Here is a 24,362-nt window from a genome sequence, read left to right as displayed (position 1 = left end):
TGACAACGTTGAAATGTCAGTAGAATTAATCCACCCAATCGCAATGGACCCAGGTCTACGTTTTGCGATCCGTGAAGGTGGTCGTACTGTAGGTGCTGGTGTTGTTGCGAAAGTAACTGCATAATCACTTTCAGTGAAAAAAAGCGCTCTTTTTAGAGCGCTTTTTTTATATTTAATTGTCTAACAATCACTATTAAAGCTGGCCTTAACTGATATTTCAATGTCCTTATTTACCCTTAATCCTTTTTATGAAATTTGTATGATAAGAATCAAGAAAACGAACAATAAAGTTTGAGTAATTTGGATTACTTAATAAGGAGCTTTGGGTATGAATGCTAAAGTGAATATTACTAATCGTGCAGGGGCGAGCTTTCCTGTACGTCGTATGAACTTTGACTTTAATGATGTACCAGAATATTGGATGAATGGTTCTGCTGGACTAACACACTTTATGACAGCATTGTCGGCCTTGTTTCCGGCAGGTGAAAAATTCTTCATAGATAGTGTACGTGCTGTACGTTATCACCCATCAATTAAAGATGATGAAGCATTGCAAAAAGAGATTAGTGCCTTCATTGGGCAAGAAGCAATGCATACTCAAGAGCATGTAAATTTTAATGCTTCTGCTCAAAAGTTTGGTCACGATGTAGAAACACTAGAGAAGTTTACCGACACGGCGATTCAAACAGCAATTAAAACTTTTGTAAAAATTGTTAAACCTTTCGGTATGACCAAAGAAATGGTTGATCTGACAGCTACAACAGCACTTGAACATTTTACGGCTACTATAGCTTCACAGTTATTAGTTAATAAACACATTCAAGAGTTGATGACAGATGAGACAATGTCAACCATGTGGTATTGGCATGCTATAGAAGAAAATGAGCATAAAGCTGTAGCTTTTGACGTATACGAAGGTGTATTTGGTAAAGGTGTAAAAGCTTATGCCTTACGAACCAGCTCTTTAGTGTTTGCTATGACTTTAATCTTTTTGATTCAATCATCTTTTGTACTTCGTTTATTAAAGCAAGACAATAAGTTGAATTTAACTGAACTATCAGTAATTTATAAATATGGATACAGCCCATCTAAAGGCATTATTAGTGGTATGGCTAAAGAAATGTTAGCTTACTTTAAACCTGGTTTTCATCCAAATGACCTAGATACAGTTGGTCTATTGAAAACATGGAAAGCAAAATTAGGTTTGTAATTTAAATCTATGTTTATTTGAAAGGGCTCATGAGTAGCCCTTTTTCTTTTTAAGTATTATTTGCTAACCATGAGTATAAGTAAGTCTATGCACCTTTATGGGGTTATTAATGACCTCATCTGATATTTCTCTGTCCTCATCTGCACTTAATTGGTACACCGAAAGACGTATGATTATAAATATTAAGAAAATAAATAAAGTTATATGTGAATTAGCTATTCACTTAAAAGGAGTCTGAGATGAATGCTAAGGTAAATATTTCCAATCGTGCTGGTGCTAGTTTCCCTGTGCGTCGTATGGACTTTGAATTTACTCAGGTCCCACGCTATTGGGCGAATTATGATGCGGCATTAACACATTTTATGACAGCATTATCGGCCCTTTTCCCAGAAGGTGAGCAGTTCTTTGTAAATAGTACTCGTGCTGTTCGAAATGATCCAAAGCTTGCTGATCCAGATCTTCAAAAAGAAATTAGCGCTTTTATTGGTCAAGAAGCGATGCATTCGAAAGAGCATTTAGCATTTAATGCTTCAGCGCAAGCTTATGGTTATGATGTTCGCCATATGGAAAAGCAAACAGGAAAAGTCATTAAGATGGGTACGGCTGTTGTAACCAAATTAATGAAACCTTTTGGCTACACTAAAGAAATGATTGATTTAACAGGGACATGTGCGCTAGAACATTTTACCTCTACCATTGCAGCTGAACTTTTACAGAACCCTGAAATTCAGGCGATGTTCCAAGATGACACAATGTATCATTTATGGATGTGGCATGCAGTTGAAGAAAATGAACATAAAGCTGTGGCATTTGATGTGTACACAAGCATGTATGGGCAAGGTCCGAAAGCTTATTTCATGCGTTCAACAGCTTTAATTATTGCAATGGCATTAATTTTTGCAACTCAGACACATTTTACCGCCAAGCTATTAAAAACCGATGGAAAGTTAACTTGGAAAGACACGAAGTACATGCTTAAGTTTATGTATGGTCGTAAAGGTTTTATGACACGTCAAATTCCAGAGTTACTTGATTTCTTAAGACCAAAATTTCATCCAAATGATTCTGATACTACAGCGCTGTTAGCAACTTGGCGTGAAAAACTAGGTCTCTAAAAAGGATAGTAAAAAAGGGCAATTTAATTGTCCTTTTTTTTACTCGTTTTTTCTTGTGAAGTTTTTATAATACGCATTACTTTAGAACTTTGATTGTGCTGAACCCCATGATTCGTATTATGCAAAACACTGATGTTGATATTGTTGTACAAATCGAAAAATCAGTGCAAACACACCCATGGTCAAAACAGCAATTTATTGAATCTTTGAATTCTTATCAATGTACAGTGATTGAGTCACAAAACAGAGTGGTGGGTTTTTGTATTTTACAGCCTGTTTTAGATGAAGCGAATTTATTGCTCATGGCAATTGATCCTAAAATGCAAGGGCAGGGCTTAGGATATGAATTATTAAATGCATCAATTGATCAATTAAAAAATCACCCAGTGCAAATCTTTTTAGAAGTTCGTGAAAGTAATAAAGCTGCTATCGGTTTATACGAAAAAACAGGCTTTCACCAAATTGACCTGCGCCGCAATTATTATCCTACTCAAGAAGGCGGGCGGGAACACGCAGTCATTATGGTAAAAACCTGCACAGATGATTTCGCATCTTTATTTTAATCTTCTGTTTGTTTGACCTCACAACAGCAGGATTAAAATTATTTAATGATTAAATTGTTCCATTCAGAAGGTAACGTTGTCATAAGCGACGTACCTAACTGTTGAATTTCTTCTGGTGACAATGATCGGTTTAAACGGCGCCATTGTCCATCGAGTAGAAGTTCTAAAGGTGTATATTGCGATTTATAGTTCATTTTGGCTGAGTGCGGTACCCAATAGCCTAAATAAAGGTACTCTAAACCGAGCGATTTCACATATTCGATTTGGTTCAAAATAGAATACACACCAAGTGATCTGCGATGCTCGTCTGGATCAAAGAACGTATAGACCGCAGACAGTCCATCATCCATTAGATCGCAGGTAGACACACTGATTAAACGGTTATCTTTCCAAAGCTCAAGAAAAAAACTATCTGTACAACTATGCACTAAAAATTTTTCAAACTGATCTAAGCTAGGTGGAAACATATCGCCATCTGCATGGCGTTCATTAATATAGCGTTCGTATAAATCATAATGGATTTGTGCTGCCTGTCGCGTAGGCAGAACAGTCATGGTGAGATCTTGATTTCGTTTCCATGCTTTTTTTTGCATGCTGTTCATTTGGAAATCGGCCACTGGAACACGACAAGACAAACATTGTCGACATAAGTGACATTCAGGGCGATAAACAAAGTCACCACTACGGCGAAAGCCTAAACGAGAAAGTTCTGAAAGAGTGACCACATCAATTCGATGGATGGGATCTAAAAATACCATGCGTGCAGATTTATTTTCTAAGTAGCTGCAATCATGAGGCGGAGTAATATAATACTGCAGATCATTTAAAAGGGACTTCGGGTGATATGATTTCATGATTGGTCCCTCCTGTTATCATTCCATTAATTTTGCATCTAATGCTATTGTTTTACTTGAAAATACACGTTCTTGATACTTTTTCCAATTGATAGAGGGGTGAATAATTACATCTTGTAACGATTTTAAGTAGTCTTGACGAGAAAGTGTACAAGCTCCCAGACTAATTAAGTGACTGTTTACGAGTTGGCAGTCTATCCATGGTAGCTGATTTTCTTGTCCAATCAGCATTAATGTATAAAAAGCCATTTTTGAAACATCAGTTTCATTACTAAACATTGATTCGCCGAAGCATCCTTTGCCAATCGTAATGCCGTATAGACCTCCGACAAGTTCTTTTTGATCCCAGACTTCCACACTATATCCATAGCCAGCATTAAACATCTCACAGTAGCCCTGAATAATATCTTCGCTAATCCAAGTTTCATTGGCATAACTTCGAGGTAGTGAACATGAGCGTATGACCTGTCCAAAAGCACGGTTTACCGTAATGGTGTAATCATACTTTTTCATATTCCGAATGAGCGATTTACTTGGTTTATAGTTTTGAGGATAAATCACACAGCGTGGTTCAGGACTCCACCAACAAATAGGCTCATCTTCATTAAACCATGGAAACAAACCATGGGTGTAAGCTTCATATAAAGTAGAAGGGGAGAGGTCCGCTCCGATACAAATTAAACCATGACCATCTGGATCAGCTTCCTCTGGATCTGGAAAAATATATTGAGATAGAGGTAGTTTATTCATAAGTCTAAAATAATGTGCGTTTAAAGGTTATGCTATAAAAATTAATATGAGCCAGCCAGTAATTATTATAAATGATAAAAAAACAGCCGTTATAAAACGGCTGTTTGTAATATCTAAACTTAAAGGTTGTCTAGATATTTCTCTGCATCTAGTGCTGCCATACAGCCTGAACCAGCTGATGTAATCGCTTGACGGTAGATACTGTCAGCTACATCACCTGCAGCGAAAACACCCGCTACAGAAGTTGCTGTTGCATTACCTGAAGTACCACTTTGTACTTGGATGTAGCCATCACGTAAGTTTAATTGACCATCAAACATTCCTGTATTTGGTTTATGGCCAATTGCTACGAATAGACCATGAACTTCTACATCTTGCTTAGTGTCATCTTTGGTTGATTTAAGGCGAACACTTGTTACGCCAGTATTATCACCCAAGACTTCTTCAACTTCATGATTCCAAACGATGCTGATTTTGCCTTCTTTTTCTTTAGCAAATAGATGATCTTGTAAAATCTTCTCAGAGCGTAAAGAATCACGACGGTGTACTAGGGTTACATGTGAAGCAATATTTGATAGATAAAGCGCTTCTTCAACAGCAGTATTACCACCACCAACAACCATTACTTTTTGGTTTTTATAGAAGAAACCGTCACATGTTGCACAAGCACTCACGCCTTGGCCCATAAATTTTTGTTCAGACTCTAAACCAAGGTATTGAGCTGTTGCACCTGTCGCAATAATTAATGCATCACAAGTGTACTCTTCCATATCACCTTTAAGAACGAAAGGACGTACATTTAAGTCCACTTCGTTAATATGGTCATAGACAAGTTCGGTACCGAAGCGTTCAGCATGTGCTTGCATACGATCCATTAATGCAGGACCTGTTAAACCTTCAGGATCGCCCGGCCAGTTGTCAACTTCGGTTGTTGTTGTAAGTTGCCCACCTAGTTGTAAACCTGCAATCAAAGTAGGTTTAAGGTTTGCACGCGCTGCATAGACAGCTGCACTATAGCCCGCAGGGCCAGAACCGAGAATAATTAACCGAGAATGACGAGCACTCATTGAGGGTATCCTTATTTATTTCGAGAATTTTGAAAATTATACGTGAAATTGCCGATCAATAGCGTTAAATCAATGTGGATAATATTGATCAGGTCAATCGAATTAAGTTATATAACAATATAGAAGTGCCTCATGTTAACAACAACTGTAAAGAATCATGCACCTTTTTTGTAAGAACAAGTGCATAATATAAAGTTCATTCGTTGAAGATCTAGAATGTAGTTCTTCACATCTCTAAACCAATAATTAAATGGGTTACAGGACAGTATATGACTGCGGTGTCGAGTGTTTATGCACAGCGCTTATTGATGACATTATTCTTGGTTTCTTTTGGCATTTATATGTTTCTGGCAACAGTAACATATACACCATTTGATCCGGGCTGGATGCATATTTCCAGTGATACTCAGCAAGTATCCAATGCAAGTGGTATTGCTGGCGCATGGATTGCAGATTTGCTGTTTGGTTTTTTAGGATGGGCAAGTTTGCTTATTCCAATTTTCCTTTTTATTGAAGCAATACAGGTGTGGTGGCCACGTAGTTTTTTAAACCGCCCATTTCGTTATGCTGCACAATTCTTTTTAATTTTGGTTGTGTCTAGCCTGCTTTATTTACATTGGAATGTGCCGGCAGATACTTTAGATAATGCGGCTGGGGGAATTATTGGTTACGAGTTAGGTCAAAGCCTATCTCAATTGCTAACAATTTACGGTGCGACGTTATTCTTACTCGTTTTCGGAGTGGTCTTGTTTACTCTTGCATTTGGGGTGCAATGGAGCAAGACATGGGTTACGCTTAAAGCGACACCAAGCTATTTACAAGATTTATTTTATAAAAACGTATCACCAAACGAATCGGATTATGACTTAACAACTCAGCCTGCTAACAAAGCAGCGGCAGTTAAAGTTGCACAAAGCACTGAGGCCAATGCTTCAGATGAAAAAGAAGTGCCAGTTCAATCTGAAACTACTCAATCACAACCTACAGCAACACGACATGATGCGGTTGCTGAAAGGTTATTTGCAGATGTATTAGCGAAAGAGCAGAGCCGACCTGAACCTGTAGCAGTTGAGCCAGTTGCAAATACTCAGAACTTTGAACATACGCTTGAGCAAGCCCATAAGCTTGAAAAAGATAGTCAACGTTTAGTGGCTACCGGTGAAGTATGGCGTGCTTTACAACGTGATGATGCGAGTCATAAGCAAGAAATTGATGCACTTTTAAGAGCAGCTGATGATTCAACAGAACAAGTTCCTGCTCATGATCAATTCCAGCAAACTATTTCACAAGTTCATCAAACTCAACCTACAGTTAAACAAGACCTACATGGTCTTGACTGGAATGATGATGAAATTTTTGATGAGTTGCTTGCTGCGGTTCCAAACAGTAAAACTGCAACAGATGTGCATACACCATTTGTTCAAGATCAACATGTAGAAGCAGAACCAACTTCGCAATCTGTGAATATTGTGAATGAAACATCTTCACCTTTATCAAATGTAAATCAGTCACCTAAAAATTTAGCAAATGAACAAGTTTTTGAAGACTTTGATGATTTATTAATAGATGAAGAAATTGCGCCCGCTGAACCTGTCAGAACAAGTAGTTATGCGCAATCTTCAGCATTTGTAAAAGCTCCTATTCAAACGACTATTCAGGCCGATAAACTTTCAAAAGAAGAGTTTATTGAGGCATGGCAGGAAACTGCTGGGAAACCTCAAGAAAATCTTGATATTGATGAAGATGATTTCGATTTAGATGCGCCATTAACAGATGCAGCTGGTCGACCAATGTCTCGTGCAATGCAGGTTGCTAAGAAGCGTTTGGATTTGCCAACTTTGCCAGGTCTGGATCTACTTGATAAGGTTGATCCAAATAAGAAAGTTAACTTCACTGAAGAGCAGCTTTCGCGCTTATCTGAATTACTTGAAATTAAGTTACAAGAATTTAATGTTAAGGCTCAAGTGGTTGAAGCTCAACCAGGACCGGTAGTTACCCGTTTTGAGTTAGATTTGGCACCAGGTGTTAAAGCATCTAAGGTAACCAATATTTCGCGTGACTTAGCCCGTTCAATGTCGATGGCATCTGTTCGTGTGGTGGAAGTCATTCCTGGTAAACCATATATTGGTATTGAAGTACCAAACAGTGCCCGTGAAATGGTGCGTTTGATTGAGCTATTGGAAACGCCAACATATCGCGATCCAAGTGCATTAATCAGTATGGCGATGGGTAAAGATATTTCAGGTAATCCAGTATTAACTGATTTAGCCAAAGCTCCACACATGCTAGTTGCTGGTACAACGGGTTCTGGTAAATCTGTTGCGGTAAACTCGATGATTTTATCGATGTTGCTTAAATATACACCTGACCAGTTGCGATTGATTCTAATCGATCCAAAACAGCTTGAACTTGCCAACTATAATGATATTCCGCATTTATTAACTCCAGTCGTTACTGATATGAAAGATGCAGTAAGCGCATTGAACTGGTGTGTAAATGAAATGGAACGTCGTTATAAGCTGATGTCGTTTCTTAAGATTCGTAAATTAAGTGACTACAACCGTAAAGTTGAAGAAGCAATTGCGAATGGGGAAGATCTAATTGACCCAACTTGGAAACCAAGTGATTCGGCGACACAAGAACGTGCACCTCGTTTAACACCATTACCATCTATTGTGATTGTTGCGGATGAGTTTGCCGACATGATTATGCAGGTGGGTAAAAAAGCAGAAGAAATGATTACGCGTTTAGCGCAAAAATCTCGTGCTGCCGGTATTCACCTGTTGCTTGCAACTCAACGTCCATCTGTTGATGTGATCACGGGTTTGATTAAAGCCAATATTCCAACGCGTGTCGCATTACGTGTAAACAGTAAAATTGATTCGCGTACTATTTTGGATGCTGGTGGTGCAGAAGATTTGCTCGGTCATGGTGATATGCTGTTCTTGGGGCCTGGTAAAATCGAACCTGAGCGTGTGCATGGTGCATTCATTAGTGATGATGAAGTTAACCGTATCTGTGATGCATGGCGTGAACGTGGTGAGCCAGATTATGTCGACGAAATCTTGACTCCATTTGACGAAGAACCAACTTCACGTGGTTTTGAAGAGGGTGAGGGTGGTTCTGACCGTGATGCACTTTATGATCAATGTGTATCATTTGTTTTAGAAACTCGTAAAGCTTCTACATCGTCACTACAGCGTAAATTTAGCCTTGGTTATAACCGTGCTGCCCGTATCATTGATCAAATGGAAGAGAACGGCATTGTGAGCGCAATGGGGCCTAATGGTAAGCGAGATATTTTAGTTTAAGAACTTATCCCTAAAAAAAGCCTCTTTGGAGGCTTTTTTTATAATTTGAATAAACTGAATCTATTTATAAAATGACTTAAAGATTTTAACGTATAGTAAAAAATGCTAATGTATTTTCCCTAAATAAATAACAACGAATTAAATCTGGAGGAAAACATGTTAGTCGCGTTAATTACGTTAGCTTTTATCCATTTTTGTGCACTTATTACTCCAGGACCTGATTTTTTTCTTGTATCTCAAACAGCGATTAGTCGATCACGTAAAGACGCTATGTTAGTGGTGGGTGGTATCACAGCAGGCGTTATGTTTTGGGCTTGTTTGGCACTGATGGGATTAAATCTTATTTTTGAAAAAATGGCTTGGTTAAAGCAAGGTTTACTCATCGCCGGTGGCTTATATTTATGTTGGTTAGGCTATCAGATGTTGCGTTCGGCATTTTCAAAAAATCAGCAAGAAGATAATGTTGCTGTAGAGCTACCAAAAGCACCTTACCTGTTTTTTATTAAAGGCCTGATAACCAATCTATCAAATCCTAAAGCTGTTATTTATTTTGGTAGTGTGTTTTCTTTATTTTTAGCCAATCCTCAACTTGATCAGGTTCATTGGTTGCTCTTTATTATTGTCACAGTCGAAACAATTTTATGGTTCTGCTTTGTGACCTTTATTTTTTCATTACCAAGTTTTAGATCAGCTTATCGTAATTTTTCAAAATGGATTGATGGTATTTCAGGTGGTATTTTTACCGTATTTGGTATTTTCCTCATTGGTAATCGATAAATTGAGATAAGCAAAAAGCCTCTTGAAGAGGCTTTTTATTTTTAAGCAAACTTTGCAAGAACCTCTAAAAATGGTGCTGATTGACGCGGAAATTTGGCAATCACATCATGGATGCGTTGGCCTTCAGGGTCTTTGGCATTAATATCGCGTCCGTCCGCAATAAATTGAGTCAAAAGACGTTCATAGTCTGTTGGACGCATATGTTTGAATGCATGGTAGAGCACATGAAAATCTGCGTTCACACCCGCTGGCGGAAGTTGGTTGAGGTAGGCAAAAACACGCTCATCGGACCATTCTTCATTGAAAGTTGCTGGCTGTGATAATGCCATGACAATCTCCTCAGTTTTAAAAAAGGCAAAATAACTTGCGTTATTTTGCCTTGATTCTGTTTTATTGAATAGTCAGAAATAGAATTATCGTTCTTCAGGTAAATTGATATTCATTTCTAACATTTCGATATTAGCTTCAGAGCGAACCTGCATTTGGATATGCTGTTCACCTACACCGCTGACATAACGACTAACCACTTGCATGATTTCTTTCTTCATCTGATCAATCTTGTCTTGGCTTAAACGGCGGCCTAAACCTTGTTCAGAAGCAACAATAACTTTCAAACGATCTTTGGCAGTTTGAGCACTTGATGGTTTTTCTTCACTGCTAAATAATTTACTCCAGAATCCTGCCATATCTACGCTCCAAATAGTCGTGCTAACCAGCCTTTAGGTTGAGCTGTGATGTGTCTATAAGGACGGTCTTCACCAAGAAAGCGAGCAACCAAATCATCATAACCCTGACCAGCTTTAGTTTCTGAATACAGAATTACTGGCTTACCTTCGTTTGATGCTTGTAATACACTTGGACATTCAGGAATAACGCCTAATGTCGGTACGCGTAAAATATCTTTAGAAATATCATCAATGGTCAGCATTTCCTGACGGTCTGCGCGTTCAGGGTTGAAGCGTGTAATACATAAATGTTTACGTATACGTCCTTCGTTTTGTTCAACTTTTTTGGTTTTGCTATCTAACATACCAATAATACGGTCAGAGTCACGTACTGAAGAGATTTCAGGGTTTGTTACAATGATTGCTTCATCTGCATGATACATGGCTAAAATCGCACCACGTTCAATACCAGCAGGTGAGTCACAAATGATGTAATCAAATTCTTGAGATAGCTCATCAATAACACGAGCAACACCATCGTCGCTCAACGCATCTTTATCACGTGTTTGTGAAGCCGGTAAAATATAAAGGTTTTCGATATCTTTATCGCGAATAAGGGCTTGCTGCAGACGTGCTTCGTTGTTAATAACATTGACAAAATCATAAACAACACGACGCTCACAACCCATAATTAAATCAAGGTTACGTAAGCCTACATCAAAATCAATCACAACAGTTTTATGACCACGAAGGGCTAAACCTGTTGCAAAAGATGCGCTCGTTGTAGTTTTACCTACACCACCTTTGCCTGATGTTACGACAACAATTTTGGCCACCGAATCCACTCCTATTATGGTCATTCACCCTTAAAAGGGCTGTTTTTTGGTGATTTGCTTAATAAACTAAAGTTCAATCGCTTCGAATTCAAGCTCTTGCTTTTCATTTAAATAAATATGTACTGGCTTTTTTACCACATGTTTAGGGATATCATCTGCGACACAATACGTTCCGGCAATAGAAACGAGCTCAGCCTCTAAAGATTGGCAAAAAATGCGTGCAGCTGCGTGCCCGCCCGCACCAGCAATGACTCTACCACGAACTGTGCCATAAATATGTATATTTCCTGAAGCGATCACCTCGGAACCACTATTCATGCCAGCCTTTAAAATAATATCGCCGTTATCTTGTACAAGGGATTGGCCTGTACGCAAAATTTCATCATGATAAGAGGTAATATGAGCAACCGCTATCTTGTTTAGTGGTTTTTTTGTTTCTGCTGAAGACGATGCAGGAGCGGTAGCAGGTTTTTCTACAATTGCGACTTGTTCTGTTGTGGCTTTAATACGCTGTAATGGTTGATCTGCCGGTAAAACAGGGAATTGAATAGCGCGAGCTTCATCTCCTAAAATACCATCGATTACCGCCATAGGTTGTAGACCCAAGCTCACCAGAAGTTGAATTAATGCAATTAACTCTTGCTCAACCGTACTATCAATAATCACTAAAGTTCCTTGATAGGAACCTTCATTTAATATATTTGATAATTGCTGGCGGATCACATCATGATCATTGGTATCGAAGGTTATCCTGCTAAAGTTAACCATTCTGCCGGTAATCCGGATATCAGCCATAAGTCTTCCTTCAAGGCGTTAAAACGAGCTGTAATATCGTTAAGTTTATTGTAAATAGAGCAAATGCTAGAACAAATCGTGCCAATTCTCTAGCGTGTTTAATAAAAAATTAAGTAAATGCTTATTCTTTGATTCGATCATACTCCGCAAGCGTTTGTTGCCATTGTTTGACCTTGACCTGTTTTCGTACAGACTCCAGTGTCTCGAACACGACAGATTCAACCAATTGCTCAAGCTGGCGATTATTAATATTTATTTCACTCACTTTTTGAGAAATTAATTGATAAGTAGGACTCGGAGTGTTTGGTGAACCCTCAATTAAAGGTTCAATTAAACCTGCACTAATATTTTCACCTAATCTTTGGCCAATACTCTGAATTTGCTGTTCAATACGACCACCGACTAAAGGAATTAAGCGTAATAATTGGGTCAGCTCAGGTGTATCTACTATGGCCTGATCTACAATTTTCCCAACACCTTTTGTTATTGCCGGTTTTTGTTCTTTTAAAGCAGTCGCTAAAGACTCTTGTAATAATGCTGTTAGGGTAGCAGTAAATTGCTCACGATGATGATTAACTAAGTCGTGAATAATCTGTTTATGGCTAGAACTGGTTTGAAGTTCATATCTAATACCATCAATCACGGTAATAACAACACGATCGGAAAGTTCTTCCATGACAACACGATAGTAAAATAATCCCGTCTTTCTCCAGCTTTCTGGAATAACTCGATAGCCCATTTCGTGTAAACGATAAGCAATAATTCCAGCTCGGAACAAACGTAGAAAACGAAGCTGAGGAATAATGGCTAAAATTTCATACCAGTGAATAAAAGGGAAAAAGAACCAACGTTTATGGTGTTTATTGATGATCGCAATGCTCCAGCGCACGAGCAGCTCAACAATTAAAAAACCAATAAACCAAGCTTCCGATGTGATTACCCATGGGTGCAGTGAATTACGGTAAAAGCTCAGTATCTGGGGCAAATGAATGTGTTCAAAGAACCATGCCCCAATACTGCTCATTAAAAAGAAATTTGTAGCAAGACAGAACAGGTTAAAAATAATAATAAACACCATAAAGATGTCATAGATCAAAAACAGCTTAAACGAAAGGCTGTTTGGATCTACATGATGATATTTCGTTTTTTTCCCAGCGCTGTTTTGCATAATAACGGATGCTTTCTTAAATATTTGTAGAGGTATATTGAGATTTCATTTGCTCAATAAGTTGATCTTTTTCGGTCCAGATTTCATGCACCCATTGTTGGAAACGTTCACGATAAACCGCATCGTCTTCATAGTTTCCACCAAGAACCCAATCTGGAATTTCAATTTTACGCAAATTTACTGCAATTCTTGAAACATCACCGAGCCAGAAATCGCTATATCCAGGGACACCATTTGGATAGACAATTGTCATATCAACTAAAGCATCAATTTTGTCACCCAAAATATTCAAGGCAAGTGCCAAGCCACCTGCTTTGGGTTTAAGCAAATGCTTATATGGCGATTTTTGCTGGTCATGTTTTTCTTGAGTAAAACGAGTACCTTCTAAATAATTCAATAAGGTGAAGGGCTGACTTAAAAGCTGCTCGCAGGCTTTACGTGCTTCCATCATGTCACGGTCTTTGAGCTCAGGATTCTTTGCAACCTGTTCTTTGGTGTGACGTTTCATCATCGGGAAGCCAAGAATTTTAAAAGCTTGTCCAACGAAAGGAATAAAGATGAGTTCCCATTTGGTAAAAAAGCGGGTGAGTGGCATACGGGTTAAACCAAAATATTGATTTACCGTCGTATCAACCCAACTTTGATGGTTACACGTCATGAGATAACGACCTTGCATATTTAGGTCAAGTCCCTCATCAATCGTGATATCCCATTTTAGATTTGGTAAAACATGGTCAATTAACCAATTGTTTACCCCTAACCAGCTGTTTGTAATTTGAATATTGGTTTCATCTATTTTAGATGATTTTTTTAAAAGCTTGGTCAGACCCAGTGCAAGAACAGGTGGACCATGAAAAAACGTACTTCCTGTAATGACTGTACCTACAGTGAGTCCACGTGTAATTTTTTTTAGCGCAGATTGCTTATTGGGTGCAGTTGACATATGAATGACCCCGAATGTCTAAAATCCATAGAAAAGTTGTTCAACTATAACTGTCATAATATGAAATACAACGATATCTTAGACAACAATGAAGAAATTGTGATGAGCTAGCATCTTAAAGTGCATCAAAATATTACAAAAACATAACTAAACTGTTTATTATTAACAAAATATCAATGTTTTATACTTCCTTTTTGTTTCATTATTCACTCAACAACAAAACACTCAAAGTGAGGAGGCATGCAATGCGTGCATTAGTTATTTCAACAGTGGTAGGGGCAGCAGTAGTACTTTCTGGTTGTCAAACAACAGGTAACAACCTTGGTGGCGTTGAATACGATAAAGCCGCATTAGGTACATTAATTGGCGCAGCAGCTGGTTATGGTATTTCTAAATCAAGTGCAAACTCTAGCCGTCAAAACAACCGTGCTGCAGCAATTGGTGCAGTTTTAGGTGGTGCTAGTGGTTTATACCTTGACCAAAAAGAGAAAAAATTACGTCAACAAATGGCGGGTACTGGTGTAGACGTTGGTCGTAATCCAGATGGTTCTGTTCAATTAATTATGCCTGGTAGCATTACTTTTGATACAAACAAATCAAACATCAAGCCAAACTTCTACTCAACTTTAAACAAAGTTGCTCAAACTTTGGCTGAAGATAACAAGAGTGCAATTCTTGTAACAGGTTATACTGATAACACTGGTAATGATTCAATTAACATCCCATTATCACAAGCACGCGCTCAATCAGTACGTAGCTATTTAGCTAGCCAAGGCGTATCTGCTAGCCGTATCGACGCGCAAGGTTTTGGTTCATCTAACCCAATCGCAGATAACTCAACTGCATCTGGCCGTGAACAAAACCGTCGTGTAGAAATCAGCATTTATGCTAAACAATAAGATTTAGTTTATTGTTTCAAAAACCACCTTCGGGTGGTTTTTTTATGGGGGTAGTACAAGAAATAATCACGACATTCTGCGGCGCATAAATTGCATTATTAGACATCATTTATACATATCCATAGATTTACTATTGGGATTCTAAAACAGAGATGACTATAATCATGCTCGAAAAATTAAGAGGTAATACACGATGTCATCTGCCAGTCAATTGAACAACAAGCAAGAAGAAGCCATGAAATATACTCAGGGCCCTTTATTGGTGCTTGCTGGCGCTGGTTCAGGTAAAACATCGGTAATTACGCGTAAAATTGCCTATTTGGTGCAGCATTGCCGTATTCCAGCGCATCGTATAACCGCGATGACCTTCACAAACAAAGCTGCCCGTGAAATGAAAGAGCGTGTGACCAAGCTTTTGTCACGTGAAGAATCAAAAGGTTTATCTGTTTCGACTTTCCATACTTTTGGTTTAAACCTTTTACGTTTAGAACTTAAAAATTTACCTTTAAAAGCTAATTTTTCGATTTTAGATGCAGACGACTGTAAGCGTATTTTGATGGATTTGATGCATCGCGACAATTTGTCAGGTGCAGAAAGCAAAGAATTAATTGCTAAGGCAATGAAGAAAATTTCAGATTGGAAAAATGATCTGATCGTGCCAGAGCAAGCACATTCAACTTGTGAAACACCTGAAGATGTACAGTTTGCCCATCTTTACCAACTTTATGAACGTAATTTACGTGCTTACAACGCTGTTGATTTTGATGACTTGATTGTTATGCCAACACGTTTACTGCAAGAAAATGCAGAAGTACGTGATAAATGGCAAAACCGTGTTCGCTATTTATTGGTCGATGAATATCAAGATACCAACACCGCTCAGTATATTTTGGTGAAACTTTTAGTTGGGGTAATGGGGCAGTTCACCGCGGTAGGTGATGATGACCAGTCGATTTACGCATGGCGTGGAGCTAAGCCTGAAAATATGGCTTTGCTTAAGCAGGATTTCCCAAATTTACAAATTATTAAACTTGAACAGAACTATCGTTCAACCAGCCGCATTTTAAAAGCTGCAAACTGTGTGATTCAAAATAACCCACATATTTTTGATAAGAAATTGTGGAGTGATAAAGGACATGGTGAAGTCATCAGAATTATTACGTGTCGTAATGATGACGATGAAGCAGAGCGCGTGGTCAAAGACCTACTTACTCATAAGCTGATGAACGGTAAAAACTGGAAAGATTATGCTGTTTTATATCGCGGGAACTTTCAGGCGCGTGTATTAGAAACACAGCTTCGCCAAATGCAAATCCCGTATAAACTCTCTGGTGGTACTTCGTTCTTTGCTCGTGCAGAAATTAAAGACGTGATGAGTTATTTACGTCTTATTATTAACCCAGAAGATGACAGTGCTTTCTTGCGTATTATTAATACACCTAAACGTGCGATTGGCCCAGTTACTCTTGAGAAGTTAGGTTTATTCTCACAAGAAAATAATTTGTCTTTACTTGGTGCTTCTGCTGATCAACGTTTAAGCATGGTGCTTCCTAAAAAGGCAGAAACTCAGCTTCATGAATTTGCTGACTTTATCGCGACATTTACGCGTGAATTGTTGGAAGACGATGAACCTGTGCCTAAAGTTCGTCAAATGATGAACGAAGCGGGTTATATGGATTACGTTCGTGAACAGTCTGCAACACCTGCACAAGAGAAAAGTAAGCTCGATAACATTGAGAATTTATTTACCAGTATTCAAAATCTCATTAACCGTGCTGAAGACGTTGATGAAAAGAATATTGAAAGTGTCATTCGAAAACTGGTTCTACTTGATCTGTTAGAACAGCAACAGGAAGAAGAAGATACGGACAAAGTTAACTTACTTACTCTACATGCTGCAAAAGGTTTGGAATTCCCATATGTGTACATTATGGGGCTCGAAGAAGAACTATTACCGCATAAAAACTCGATTGCAGCAGAAACCATTGAGGAAGAACGCCGTCTCATGTACGTGGGAATTACCCGTGCACGCCAAGGTTTAACGTTAACACTGGCAGAACAGCGTAAAAATGGCGGACAGATGAAACAGATGACACCTAGCCGTTTCCTTGATGAACTTCCGCAAGATGAGCTGGAGTGGTTAGGGCGTAAAAAGAAAATTGCGGCTAATGTTGATCCTAAAGAACAGGCTCAACAATATCTGGCAAATTTAAAAGCTTTATTAAAGCGTTAATTTTTTTAATTTTTAGGAAATCCCATGAAAGTTCAAGTGAAATTGCTCGATCCGCGTTTAGGTAAAGAATGGCCTTTACCTTCATATGCAACAGCAGGTTCAGCGGGTTTAGATTTACGTGCCTGCGTCGATGAAGCAATTGATATTGAACCAGGACAAACTGTTTTAGTTAAAACAGGTATGGCAATTTATATTCATGATGTAAATTTTGCTGGTTTAATTTTACCGCGTTCAGGTTTAGGTCATAAACACGGTATTGTGCTTGGCAACTTAGTTGGTTTGATCGATTCAGATTACCAAGGTGAATTGATGGTTTCGGTTTGGAACCGTGGTCAAACAACATTCCGTTTAGAACCAGGTGAGCGCTTGGCACAATATGTTTTAGTGCCAGTCGTACAAGCTGAGTTTGAGCAAGTAGAAGAATTTGAAGAAACTTTACGTGGCGCTGGTGGCTTTGGTCACACAGGTAAACAATAAGTTTTTTAAAATATTAACGAAAATCAAACGCCTGTTGAACAGGCGTTTCTTTTTATATCTTGAATGTTACAATGGATTATATTACAACACGCTTTACTCATATTCTTTTAACTTTTTTAGCAAACAAACCTTTCAAAATTTTGAATAATCTATGTTTTTGCGATAGATCGGATTGATCTTTAAATAGAAGATACGCTATGAATGTAAGACACTCATTTCCAAAAAGTATTTTTCGTGCTTACGATATTAGAGGCAAACTTTCTTACTTAACCGCGGACGTTGTTCGTTCGATTGCCTACGGATTGGCACAACAATACAAACAAGCAGAACAAACTCAATTAGTGATTGGCTATGATGCCCGTCTCACAAGTCCAGCCTATGCACAATTAATTGAAGAGATTTTAGTAGAACAAGGTTTAAGCGTTACCAACATTGGCTGTTGTTCATCACCAATGATGTATTACATTGCTAGAGATTTTGGTGGCAATGGCATTATGGTGACAGCAAGCCATAATCCAAAATCGGATAATGGTATTAAGTGGATTTTAAAAGGTGAACCGCCGTCTCCTGAAATGATTCAGCAGGTGGGGGAAAAAGCCCAAACGTATGTACCAACTCATTCCATTTCTGTACTTGAGCTAACCCTACCTCAATTTAAAGCTGAGTTTTGTCAAAAATATCAGCAAGCCATTTTTAAAGATATTCAATTAAAACGTCCTTTAAAAGTTATTTTAGATGGTTTACATGGCTCTGCTGGACACTGCTCAAAATTAATCTTGGAAAAAATGGGCTGTGAAGTCATTGCTTTACGAACTCATCCGAATGGGGAGTTTCCAGATCATGCACCAGACCCTTCGCATGCAGCTCATTTAACGAATTTGCGTAAAGCAGTGGTTGAGCAGCAAGCAGATATCGGCATTGCTCTGGATGGTGATGGAGACCGTGTCGTTTTAGTCGATGAAAAAGCCCAGATATTGACAGCAGACCGTTTGTTATCACTTTTTGCGCAAATGTGCTTAGAACAACACCCCGAGCAAGAAATTGTTTTTGACGTGAAATGTTCACGCATGGTTCAAAAAACGGTTGAACAACTCGGCGGAAAAGCAAAAATGATCCGCACGGGAAGTAGCTTCTTAAGAGCTTATCTATCTCAGTCAAATGGACGCGCCATTTTTGGTGGAGAATATGCAGGCCACTACGTTTTTAATGATGGGCGTGGTTTCGGCTACGACGACGGTCTATATGCTGCATTACGTGTAATGGAATATTTTACTCAATCGAGTGCGACAACAATTTCTGAATTATTTGCTCCTTATCCAGAAAGATGTTGTACAGAAGATACTTATATTGGTACATATCAGTCTGATCCAAAGTATGTATTACAAGATATTGAAATTTTAAGTCATCGTTTAGGTGCCCGTATCAGTAAAATCGATGGCGTACGTCTTGATTTTGATGATGGTTTTGGCATTATTCGAGCATCAAATACTGGTGAATATTTTACTGTAAGATTTGATGCGGATAATCCTTTACGATTAAAGGAAATCCAGCAAAAATTTGTAGATATGTTGCAAGAACATTATCCGCAAATTGCACAAGAACTTTCAGAGGCCTAACTAACTAAGGAGAGGCGTAATGCCACAACATCAGCATATCGGTGTCGACAAAGCAAAAATCTTGATTGAAGCTTTGCCGTATATTCAACGTTTTACTGGTAAAACGCTGGTGGTGAAATACGGTGGCAACGCGATGACTGATCCGGAGCTCGAAAGTTCATTTGCTCGAGACATCGTTTTACTTAAAACTGTCGGGTTAAATCCGATTGTTGTTCACGGTGGTGGACCACAAGTAGACTCATTTTTAAAGCAGTTAGGCCGCGAGTCTGACCGTATTGACGGTATGCGTGTAACTGATGCTGCAACCATGGAAGTGGTTGAAATGGTATTAGGTGGTAGCGTAAATAAATCAATTGTTAACCTGATTAATAAACATGGTGGCCGCGCAATTGGTTTAACAGGTAAAGATGGTAATTTACTTCGTGCCCGTAAATTACTTATGGAAAAGCAAGAAGAAGACGGTTCAATCAAACATATCGACTTGGGTATGGTTGGGGAAGTAACTGGCGTTAAAACCGATGTATTGGAAATGTTCACTCAAAGTGACTTTATTCCAGTGATTGCGCCATTAGGTGTAGATGAAGAAGGCAATACTTATAATATTAATGCTGATTTAGTTGCAGGTAAGGTTGCAGAAGCACTAGGCGCTGAAAAGTTAATTTTGCTTACCAATATTACGGGTGTGCTTGATGAAAATAAAAATCTATTAACTGGCCTTACTACGCAAGAAGTTGATCGCCTTATTGAAACAGGCGTGATCTATGGCGGTATGATTCCTAAAGTAGGCTGTGCACTTGATGCTGTTAAAGGTGGTGTTGTGAGCGCACATATTGTTGATGGTCGCGTACCACATGCAACATTGCTTGAAATCTTCACTGATCATGGGGTTGGAACACTCATTTCTAATCGCACTAAAACAGCTTAAGAAATTCGTTATTCTCAATAAAAAGATCACCCTAGGTGGTCTTTTTTTATACCATCTTGATTTGGTCATTTTTTTGTCATGAGCTTTGACTAGTGTAAGGGGTGTCACTAGGAGCGTTCATTATGCTGGAAAAATTTAATCAATATCGCCAAACCTGGACTTTACCTTTAAATCGTCATAAAGCAATAAATCAGACACAATTTCGTTTTGAATGGGTTGATAATTTAAAAGAATTACAAGATGTACAGCGGTTTCGTGCACAACAATTTAGCCAACAATTTGGAATTCATTTTGAAGATAACTTAGACCAAGACATTTATGATTTTGGTTGTGAACATGCAGTCTTACGTGAAAAGTGGACTGGAGAGATTGTTGCATATACGCGTCTAAAACTATTTCAAGGTCATGAGATTGCACAAAGCTACAGCGCACATGAGTTTGATATTGTCCCTCAGTTATCACATCTTCCTAATGTATTAGAAATAGGGCGTACCTGTGTTCATCCTCGCTTTCGTAATGGTAAAGCATTATCGACACTGTGGTTGAACCTTGCACCGAAAGTGTTATGGTCAATGCGCGCTAAATATTTGATGGGCTGTGTCAGTATTCATTTGCAAGATAATTTGGCTAGAGCGTACTACACGCATCGCCAGATTCAGCAATTATCTGAAAGTAAAACCATTGATATCCGTTCGAAAAAAATCTACGAACCTGAATATCCTGAGTTTAGCTTTCCACAAGATGAACGTATGCCGAAACTTTTCCAAATGTATTTGAGCATGCAATCAAAACTATCGAAACAGGCGTTTTTTGATGAAGAATTTAACTGTCTAGATTATTTTGTATTTCTGGAAGTGAATAAAGTGGCAACTTCATTTGTCATGAATAAAATGGGTCAGCGTTAATCATATGTTCTATTTTCTAATAGCCAGCACATATTGAGATTTGCAAGCCATTTTACTCTCATGCACAATAGAGCAGATGGGGTAATTAGAAGTAGTTTAAAAGCGATATGTGCCAGCTATTAGGAATGAATTGTGCAACACCAACGGATATTACTTTTTCTTTCCGTGGTTTTTCACAGCGTGCAGGAATTACCTCAGATCATAGTGATGGATTTGGTATTGCATTTTTCGAAGATAAAGCTTGCCGTTTATTTGTCGATAACCAGTCGGCAGTTGAATCTCCAATTGCCGATCTTATCCGTAATTATCCTATTAAATCACGTAATGTGATCGCGCATATTCGTAAAGCGACTCAAGGTAAAATCACTTTAGAAAATTCTCATCCCTTTATTAGAGAATTGTGGGGGCGTCATTGGATTTTCGCCCATAATGGTGATTTACATGACTTTGATCCACCACTGAGTGGACGTTTTACGCCTGTGGGCAATACAGACAGTGAACGCGCATTTTGTTATTTGCTCGATCAACTCGTTGAAGCTTTTGGCTATGAAGAACCAAGCCTTGAGCAAATCTTTGAAGTATTAGAAAAAATTTCGCCACAAATTGCTGAGTACGGTACATTTAATTATTGCTTATCGAATGGCAAGGCATTATTTAGTTATGCGATTACTAAATTACATTGGTTGGTTCGAGAATATCCATTTAATCAGGCTCATTTAATTGATCTAGATATTGAAGTCGATTTTAGTCAGGTAACAACCCCTGAAGATCGTGTAGCGGTAATAACAACTGAACCTTTAACACATAATGAAAACTGGACAGCTTATCAACCCGGTGAAATGATTTTATTTCAACATGGTGAACCAATTAAAAAAGCAATTACTCATGTAGAAAGATTAAAGCGTGAGCTGGAAAATCCTGAACTTAAGCGTATTACTCGTGCAGATCAATATTAATATAAAGTATATTTTAAATGTATAAGTAGAGATATTTATATATATTAGACATTTAATAACAAAGTATTTTGTTTAAAAAATACTTTATTATTTTAGTTGGTTAAATTTATAAAAAATAAATAAAAACAGTAATTTATGTTGATTGTGATTTTTATAAGATAAACCCGACAAAATAGCTTTGTTTTTATTTATATTCTTTAAATATATCATGAGGTTTATGCAACAGTCATTGAACATCATTGGGGAGATGTATGAAAATGAAATGGGCTTCAGAATATAATACGGGTATTGATGTTATTGATGAGCAACATAAACGAATACTTGATTATATTAATGAAATTGATGGTGTAAAGGATGATGAAGATAGACGTCGAATTAAAGATGTTTTAGATAATATTATTGATTATACGCAATCACATTTTACTTTTGAAGAAAGTTTACAAGAGGAAGCTGATTATAAATATCGTGTACCACATAAACGTGTACATGACTTGTTTATTAAAAAAATAGAGTTATATCGTGAGCGTTTTGAAATGGGACATACTGTTGAAAAAGAGCTACAAGAAATTTTAGCAAAATGGTTAATTAACCATATTCAACATGATGATGCTGATTATGTCGGGGCAGTAAAAGAAAATATGATGGGGATTATTAGAGAAAAAGAAAAGAAGAAAGGGAAAAACTGGTTTGCTCGGTTTTTCGCATAACTTGAATAACAAAACTTATAATTTTAGTTAGCGCAGCAAGCTATCGTTTCGGTAGTTTGCTTTTTTTATTGAGCAAACTTTGATTTTCAGGCATGAGACGGGCAAAATATCTATAGTCTTTTTCAAGGAATGCATAATGCAGGACATACCTATGTCACGATGGTTATCGCCCCTGATGGCGTTTTGCTTGTCTTTCATCATTATGGCGACATTGGCACCCGCTATGGGGATCCAGATTGATCGTCAAATCGATTTCTGGTTATTGTGGTTGGGCACAATGCTGTTATTGGCTCTGCCAGTTTGTTATTTAGAAATTGCCTTAGCAAAACGGTCGAAGACTACTGCTTTAAATGCTTTATCAAGTTTAACTCGTGAAGCAGATAGTTCACCAAAATGGCGTTTGGCTGGTTGGCTTGCAGTTATTTTTATTCCATTTTTAGCCGGGAATGTACTGAGTACTGCTGGCAATTTACTGACAGTACAGCTCAATAACAGTATTTCTGGGCAAATTGTTTTTGCTGGTCTTGCAGTTGCGGCTTTAATTTTATCTTTTATTCCACGTCAGATTTTAATTGTGTTAATGACAGTCGGTGTAATCGCTTCTATTGTTTTAGCTAATACGGTGGGAACGACTTTACAGCATTGGCATTGGACAAATGTTGAGTTTAAAGAGTGGGGTAATGCAACTGTACTTGCTCTTGTTGCGAGTGGTTTAGGCTTAGGACTTTACTGGCAAAATAGCTTGTCTGTAATTCACTCTCAAGAAGGCGCTACCCGAACTGTACTTCCAATCTGGTTAGCTCAGTTAATTGCTGTCGTTGCGTTTGGTTTCTTTTCTCTTCAAGCACAGCTTCCTGTTTTTACCTGGATTTTTACTGCGGTAATGACAACAGCTTTGTTTATTCAACTTGTTAAAGAACAGCTCGCTCAACGTCAACTGATGTACGTTTTACAATGGGTGATTATTGTTGTAGCAATTGCGGTTTGGGCTGTGCCTGAACTTCACGGCATCTTTACGCTGATTTTGATGCTTTGGGGATTACTCATTTGCCTGATCTATGCAATTTTTGCTGGTTGGATTATGAAAATTAGCCACTTGCGTAAATCAATGAATTTTAGCAATGAGTTGTTCTATAACTTGTGGCGTATTGCGGTACGTATTGTTTTACCGCTTTCAATTGTAATTGCCATGATTGCGGTAGTTGGACAAATTATCTGATGGAAAAAGCTCAGCAAGTGTGGGTTGCTTTTGCAGCCCCAGAGCAACAGTTTTTAGTTGCTGTTCCATTTGAAGCTGGAATGACAGCATTACAAGCAGTTGAAGCGAGTGGGTTGCAGACACAGGTAAGTTTGCCTGAGCCATTACAACTTGGCATATTTGGTGCAAAAGTAGAAGCTGATGCAGTACTACAAGCCGGTGATAGGATAGAGGTCTATCGGCCTTTAACCATTAATCCTAAGGATATACGCCGTAACCGCGCCGAGAAAAATCCTGTGGGGCGATATATTAAAAGTAATCGCTTAAAGCAATAAGCCCCATAAATAAAACCCCTCGAAGTATTTCACTTGAGGGGTTTATTTTTATTAGAA

The 24,362-nt window shown here is 38.2% G+C and carries 25 protein-coding genes; 16 read left to right on the top strand and 9 right to left on the bottom strand.

The genetic code is table 11. The annotated features are described in order from the left end of the window. From ACS604_RS15090 to rimI, 4 genes are all read left to right on the top strand, one after another. Nucleotides 1-124, top strand: a 124-nt coding sequence (locus ACS604_RS15090; RefSeq protein WP_075861485.1) for an EF-Tu C-terminal domain-related protein, incomplete at its 5' end; no start/stop codon positions are given. Between the two features lie 204 nt (nucleotides 125-328). Next, nucleotides 329-1,210: a metal-dependent hydrolase gene (locus tag ACS604_RS15085; protein WP_004794158.1), complete on the top strand. Its 882-nt coding sequence runs from the start codon at nucleotides 329-331 to the stop codon at nucleotides 1,208-1,210. Nucleotides 1,211-1,449: 239 nt separating this feature from the next. Then, nucleotides 1,450-2,325, top strand: coding sequence for a metal-dependent hydrolase (locus ACS604_RS15080; protein ID WP_004794157.1), 876 nt, complete (start codon nucleotides 1,450-1,452; stop codon nucleotides 2,323-2,325). A 107-nt stretch (nucleotides 2,326-2,432) separates the two neighbouring features. Beyond that, nucleotides 2,433-2,888 (top strand): ribosomal protein S18-alanine N-acetyltransferase, encoded by a 456-nt coding sequence (gene rimI, locus ACS604_RS15075; RefSeq protein ID WP_151963340.1) that lies wholly within the window; start codon nucleotides 2,433-2,435, stop codon nucleotides 2,886-2,888. Between the two features lie 38 nt (nucleotides 2,889-2,926). On the opposite strand, the gene ACS604_RS15070 is transcribed toward rimI, so the two are convergent. The 3 genes from ACS604_RS15070 to trxB form a co-directional block, all read right to left on the bottom strand. After that, on the bottom strand, nucleotides 2,927-3,742 hold the full coding sequence (locus ACS604_RS15070; RefSeq protein WP_004703325.1) for an arginyltransferase: 816 nt from the start codon (nucleotides 3,740-3,742) through the stop codon (nucleotides 2,927-2,929). 18 nt (nucleotides 3,743-3,760) lie between these two features. After that, complete coding sequence (gene aat / locus ACS604_RS15065; RefSeq protein WP_474772120.1) at nucleotides 3,761-4,492, bottom strand: leucyl/phenylalanyl-tRNA--protein transferase; 732 nt, start codon at nucleotides 4,490-4,492, stop codon at nucleotides 3,761-3,763. Nucleotides 4,493-4,611: 119 nt separating this feature from the next. Next, nucleotides 4,612-5,559 carry a thioredoxin-disulfide reductase gene (gene trxB / locus ACS604_RS15060; protein ID WP_474772118.1) on the bottom strand — a complete coding sequence of 316 codons (948 nt, stop codon included), beginning with the start codon at nucleotides 5,557-5,559 and terminating at the stop codon, nucleotides 4,612-4,614. A gap of 269 nt (nucleotides 5,560-5,828) precedes the next feature. Here trxB and ACS604_RS15055 point away from each other — a divergent pair, with 269 nt between their 5' ends. Both ACS604_RS15055 and rhtC read left to right on the top strand, forming a co-directional pair. After that, nucleotides 5,829-8,870 (top strand): DNA translocase FtsK, encoded by a 3,042-nt coding sequence (locus ACS604_RS15055; RefSeq protein WP_474772116.1) that lies wholly within the window; start codon nucleotides 5,829-5,831, stop codon nucleotides 8,868-8,870. Nucleotides 8,871-9,026: 156 nt separating this feature from the next. Continuing rightward, the gene (gene rhtC / locus ACS604_RS15050) at nucleotides 9,027-9,647 is read left to right on the top strand and encodes a threonine export protein RhtC (RefSeq protein ID WP_191899710.1); all 621 of its coding nucleotides are present in this window, start codon (nucleotides 9,027-9,029) and stop codon (nucleotides 9,645-9,647) included. A 41-nt stretch (nucleotides 9,648-9,688) separates the two neighbouring features. Here the strand turns inward: rhtC and ACS604_RS15045 are convergent, their stop codons facing one another. The 6 genes from ACS604_RS15045 to ACS604_RS15020 form a co-directional block, all read right to left on the bottom strand. After that, a complete protein-coding gene (locus ACS604_RS15045; protein WP_003653274.1) occupies nucleotides 9,689-9,976 on the bottom strand; it encodes a PA4642 family protein in 288 nt (95 codons plus the stop codon). 84 nt (nucleotides 9,977-10,060) lie between these two features. After that, nucleotides 10,061-10,333 (bottom strand): cell division topological specificity factor MinE, encoded by a 273-nt coding sequence (minE, locus tag ACS604_RS15040; RefSeq protein ID WP_000896934.1) that lies wholly within the window; start codon nucleotides 10,331-10,333, stop codon nucleotides 10,061-10,063. 2 nt (nucleotides 10,334-10,335) lie between these two features. Further along, on the bottom strand, nucleotides 10,336-11,148 hold the full coding sequence (gene minD, locus ACS604_RS15035) for a septum site-determining protein MinD (protein ID WP_004794144.1): 813 nt from the start codon (nucleotides 11,146-11,148) through the stop codon (nucleotides 10,336-10,338). A gap of 66 nt (nucleotides 11,149-11,214) precedes the next feature. Next, the gene (gene minC, locus ACS604_RS15030; protein ID WP_004641649.1) at nucleotides 11,215-11,943 is read right to left on the bottom strand and encodes a septum site-determining protein MinC; all 729 of its coding nucleotides are present in this window, start codon (nucleotides 11,941-11,943) and stop codon (nucleotides 11,215-11,217) included. A 121-nt stretch (nucleotides 11,944-12,064) separates the two neighbouring features. Next, entirely contained in the window at nucleotides 12,065-13,111 is a 1,047-nt protein-coding gene (locus tag ACS604_RS15025; protein WP_004794140.1) for a hypothetical protein, read from the bottom strand. 16 nt (nucleotides 13,112-13,127) lie between these two features. After that, on the bottom strand, nucleotides 13,128-14,054 hold the full coding sequence (locus ACS604_RS15020) for an acyltransferase (protein ID WP_013198766.1): 927 nt from the start codon (nucleotides 14,052-14,054) through the stop codon (nucleotides 13,128-13,130). A 245-nt stretch (nucleotides 14,055-14,299) separates the two neighbouring features. On the opposite strand from ACS604_RS15020, the gene ACS604_RS15015 reads away from it, so the two are divergent. The 10 genes from ACS604_RS15015 (at nucleotide 14,300) to ACS604_RS14970 (ending at nucleotide 24,305) form a co-directional block, all read left to right on the top strand. Then, the gene (locus tag ACS604_RS15015) at nucleotides 14,300-14,953 is read left to right on the top strand and encodes a YiaD family glycine zipper/OmpA-like lipoprotein (protein WP_151767738.1); all 654 of its coding nucleotides are present in this window, start codon (nucleotides 14,300-14,302) and stop codon (nucleotides 14,951-14,953) included. A 193-nt stretch (nucleotides 14,954-15,146) separates the two neighbouring features. Then, on the top strand, nucleotides 15,147-17,186 hold the full coding sequence (locus tag ACS604_RS15010; RefSeq protein WP_004794135.1) for a UvrD-helicase domain-containing protein: 2,040 nt from the start codon (nucleotides 15,147-15,149) through the stop codon (nucleotides 17,184-17,186). A 24-nt stretch (nucleotides 17,187-17,210) separates the two neighbouring features. Then, nucleotides 17,211-17,663: a dUTP diphosphatase gene (gene dut / locus ACS604_RS15005; protein ID WP_003653255.1), complete on the top strand. Its 453-nt coding sequence runs from the start codon at nucleotides 17,211-17,213 to the stop codon at nucleotides 17,661-17,663. A 197-nt stretch (nucleotides 17,664-17,860) separates the two neighbouring features. Then, on the top strand, nucleotides 17,861-19,279 hold the full coding sequence (locus tag ACS604_RS15000) for a phosphomannomutase/phosphoglucomutase (RefSeq protein WP_474772113.1): 1,419 nt from the start codon (nucleotides 17,861-17,863) through the stop codon (nucleotides 19,277-19,279). Between the two features lie 19 nt (nucleotides 19,280-19,298). Continuing rightward, complete coding sequence (argB, locus tag ACS604_RS14995) at nucleotides 19,299-20,204, top strand: acetylglutamate kinase (RefSeq protein WP_004794131.1); 906 nt, start codon at nucleotides 19,299-19,301, stop codon at nucleotides 20,202-20,204. Nucleotides 20,205-20,326: 122 nt separating this feature from the next. Beyond that, on the top strand, nucleotides 20,327-21,109 hold the full coding sequence (locus ACS604_RS14990; protein ID WP_004794129.1) for a GNAT family N-acetyltransferase: 783 nt from the start codon (nucleotides 20,327-20,329) through the stop codon (nucleotides 21,107-21,109). A gap of 107 nt (nucleotides 21,110-21,216) precedes the next feature. After that, complete coding sequence (locus ACS604_RS14985; RefSeq protein WP_004794127.1) at nucleotides 21,217-22,065, top strand: class II glutamine amidotransferase; 849 nt, start codon at nucleotides 21,217-21,219, stop codon at nucleotides 22,063-22,065. A gap of 251 nt (nucleotides 22,066-22,316) precedes the next feature. Continuing rightward, nucleotides 22,317-22,772, top strand: coding sequence for a bacteriohemerythrin (locus ACS604_RS14980; protein ID WP_474772111.1), 456 nt, complete (start codon nucleotides 22,317-22,319; stop codon nucleotides 22,770-22,772). Nucleotides 22,773-22,923: 151 nt separating this feature from the next. Next, the gene (locus ACS604_RS14975) at nucleotides 22,924-23,991 is read left to right on the top strand and encodes a hypothetical protein (RefSeq protein WP_474772110.1); all 1,068 of its coding nucleotides are present in this window, start codon (nucleotides 22,924-22,926) and stop codon (nucleotides 23,989-23,991) included. Continuing rightward, on the top strand, nucleotides 23,991-24,305 hold the full coding sequence (locus ACS604_RS14970; RefSeq protein ID WP_474772109.1) for an RnfH family protein: 315 nt from the start codon (nucleotides 23,991-23,993) through the stop codon (nucleotides 24,303-24,305). The genes ACS604_RS14975 and ACS604_RS14970 overlap by 1 nt, the downstream gene beginning before the upstream one ends. The last annotated feature ends 57 nt before the right edge of the window (nucleotides 24,306-24,362 follow it).

The organism is Acinetobacter sp. Li1LvA2 (assembly GCF_056156705.1).
This window is presented reverse-complemented; position numbering and strand designations above follow the sequence as displayed.

What these genes read in the sequence shown, in the direction of transcription:
- minE (WP_000896934.1), bottom strand. Translation starts at nt 10,333, where the DNA reads ATGGCAGGATTCTGGAGTAAATTATTTAGCAGTGAAGAAAAACCATCA.
- ACS604_RS15045 (WP_003653274.1), bottom strand. Translation starts at nt 9,976, where the DNA reads ATGGCATTATCACAGCCAGCAACTTTCAATGAAGAATGGTCCGATGAG.
- trxB (WP_474772118.1), bottom strand. Translation starts at nt 5,559, where the DNA reads ATGAGTGCTCGTCATTCTCGGTTAATTATTCTCGGTTCTGGCCCTGCG.
- minC (WP_004641649.1), bottom strand. Translation starts at nt 11,943, where the DNA reads ATGGCTGATATCCGGATTACCGGCAGAATGGTTAACTTTAGCAGGATA.
- ACS604_RS14975 (WP_474772110.1), top strand. Translation starts at nt 22,924, where the DNA reads ATGTCACGATGGTTATCGCCCCTGATGGCGTTTTGCTTGTCTTTCATC.
- ACS604_RS14980 (WP_474772111.1), top strand. Translation starts at nt 22,317, where the DNA reads ATGAAAATGAAATGGGCTTCAGAATATAATACGGGTATTGATGTTATT.
- ACS604_RS15015 (WP_151767738.1), top strand. Translation starts at nt 14,300, where the DNA reads ATGCGTGCATTAGTTATTTCAACAGTGGTAGGGGCAGCAGTAGTACTT.
- aat (WP_474772120.1), bottom strand. Translation starts at nt 4,492, where the DNA reads ATGAATAAACTACCTCTATCTCAATATATTTTTCCAGATCCAGAGGAA.
- ACS604_RS15070 (WP_004703325.1), bottom strand. Translation starts at nt 3,742, where the DNA reads ATGAAATCATATCACCCGAAGTCCCTTTTAAATGATCTGCAGTATTAT.
- ACS604_RS15025 (WP_004794140.1), bottom strand. Translation starts at nt 13,111, where the DNA reads ATGCAAAACAGCGCTGGGAAAAAAACGAAATATCATCATGTAGATCCA.
- ACS604_RS15000 (WP_474772113.1), top strand. Translation starts at nt 17,861, where the DNA reads ATGAATGTAAGACACTCATTTCCAAAAAGTATTTTTCGTGCTTACGAT.
- ACS604_RS14990 (WP_004794129.1), top strand. Translation starts at nt 20,327, where the DNA reads ATGCTGGAAAAATTTAATCAATATCGCCAAACCTGGACTTTACCTTTA.
- ACS604_RS14970 (WP_474772109.1), top strand. Translation starts at nt 23,991, where the DNA reads ATGGAAAAAGCTCAGCAAGTGTGGGTTGCTTTTGCAGCCCCAGAGCAA.
- ACS604_RS15055 (WP_474772116.1), top strand. Translation starts at nt 5,829, where the DNA reads ATGACTGCGGTGTCGAGTGTTTATGCACAGCGCTTATTGATGACATTA.
- rimI (WP_151963340.1), top strand. Translation starts at nt 2,433, where the DNA reads ATGATTCGTATTATGCAAAACACTGATGTTGATATTGTTGTACAAATC.
- ACS604_RS15010 (WP_004794135.1), top strand. Translation starts at nt 15,147, where the DNA reads ATGTCATCTGCCAGTCAATTGAACAACAAGCAAGAAGAAGCCATGAAA.
- argB (WP_004794131.1), top strand. Translation starts at nt 19,299, where the DNA reads ATGCCACAACATCAGCATATCGGTGTCGACAAAGCAAAAATCTTGATT.
- dut (WP_003653255.1), top strand. Translation starts at nt 17,211, where the DNA reads ATGAAAGTTCAAGTGAAATTGCTCGATCCGCGTTTAGGTAAAGAATGG.
- ACS604_RS15085 (WP_004794158.1), top strand. Translation starts at nt 329, where the DNA reads ATGAATGCTAAAGTGAATATTACTAATCGTGCAGGGGCGAGCTTTCCT.
- ACS604_RS14985 (WP_004794127.1), top strand. Translation starts at nt 21,217, where the DNA reads ATGTGCCAGCTATTAGGAATGAATTGTGCAACACCAACGGATATTACT.
- ACS604_RS15080 (WP_004794157.1), top strand. Translation starts at nt 1,450, where the DNA reads ATGAATGCTAAGGTAAATATTTCCAATCGTGCTGGTGCTAGTTTCCCT.
- ACS604_RS15020 (WP_013198766.1), bottom strand. Translation starts at nt 14,054, where the DNA reads ATGTCAACTGCACCCAATAAGCAATCTGCGCTAAAAAAAATTACACGT.
- rhtC (WP_191899710.1), top strand. Translation starts at nt 9,027, where the DNA reads ATGTTAGTCGCGTTAATTACGTTAGCTTTTATCCATTTTTGTGCACTT.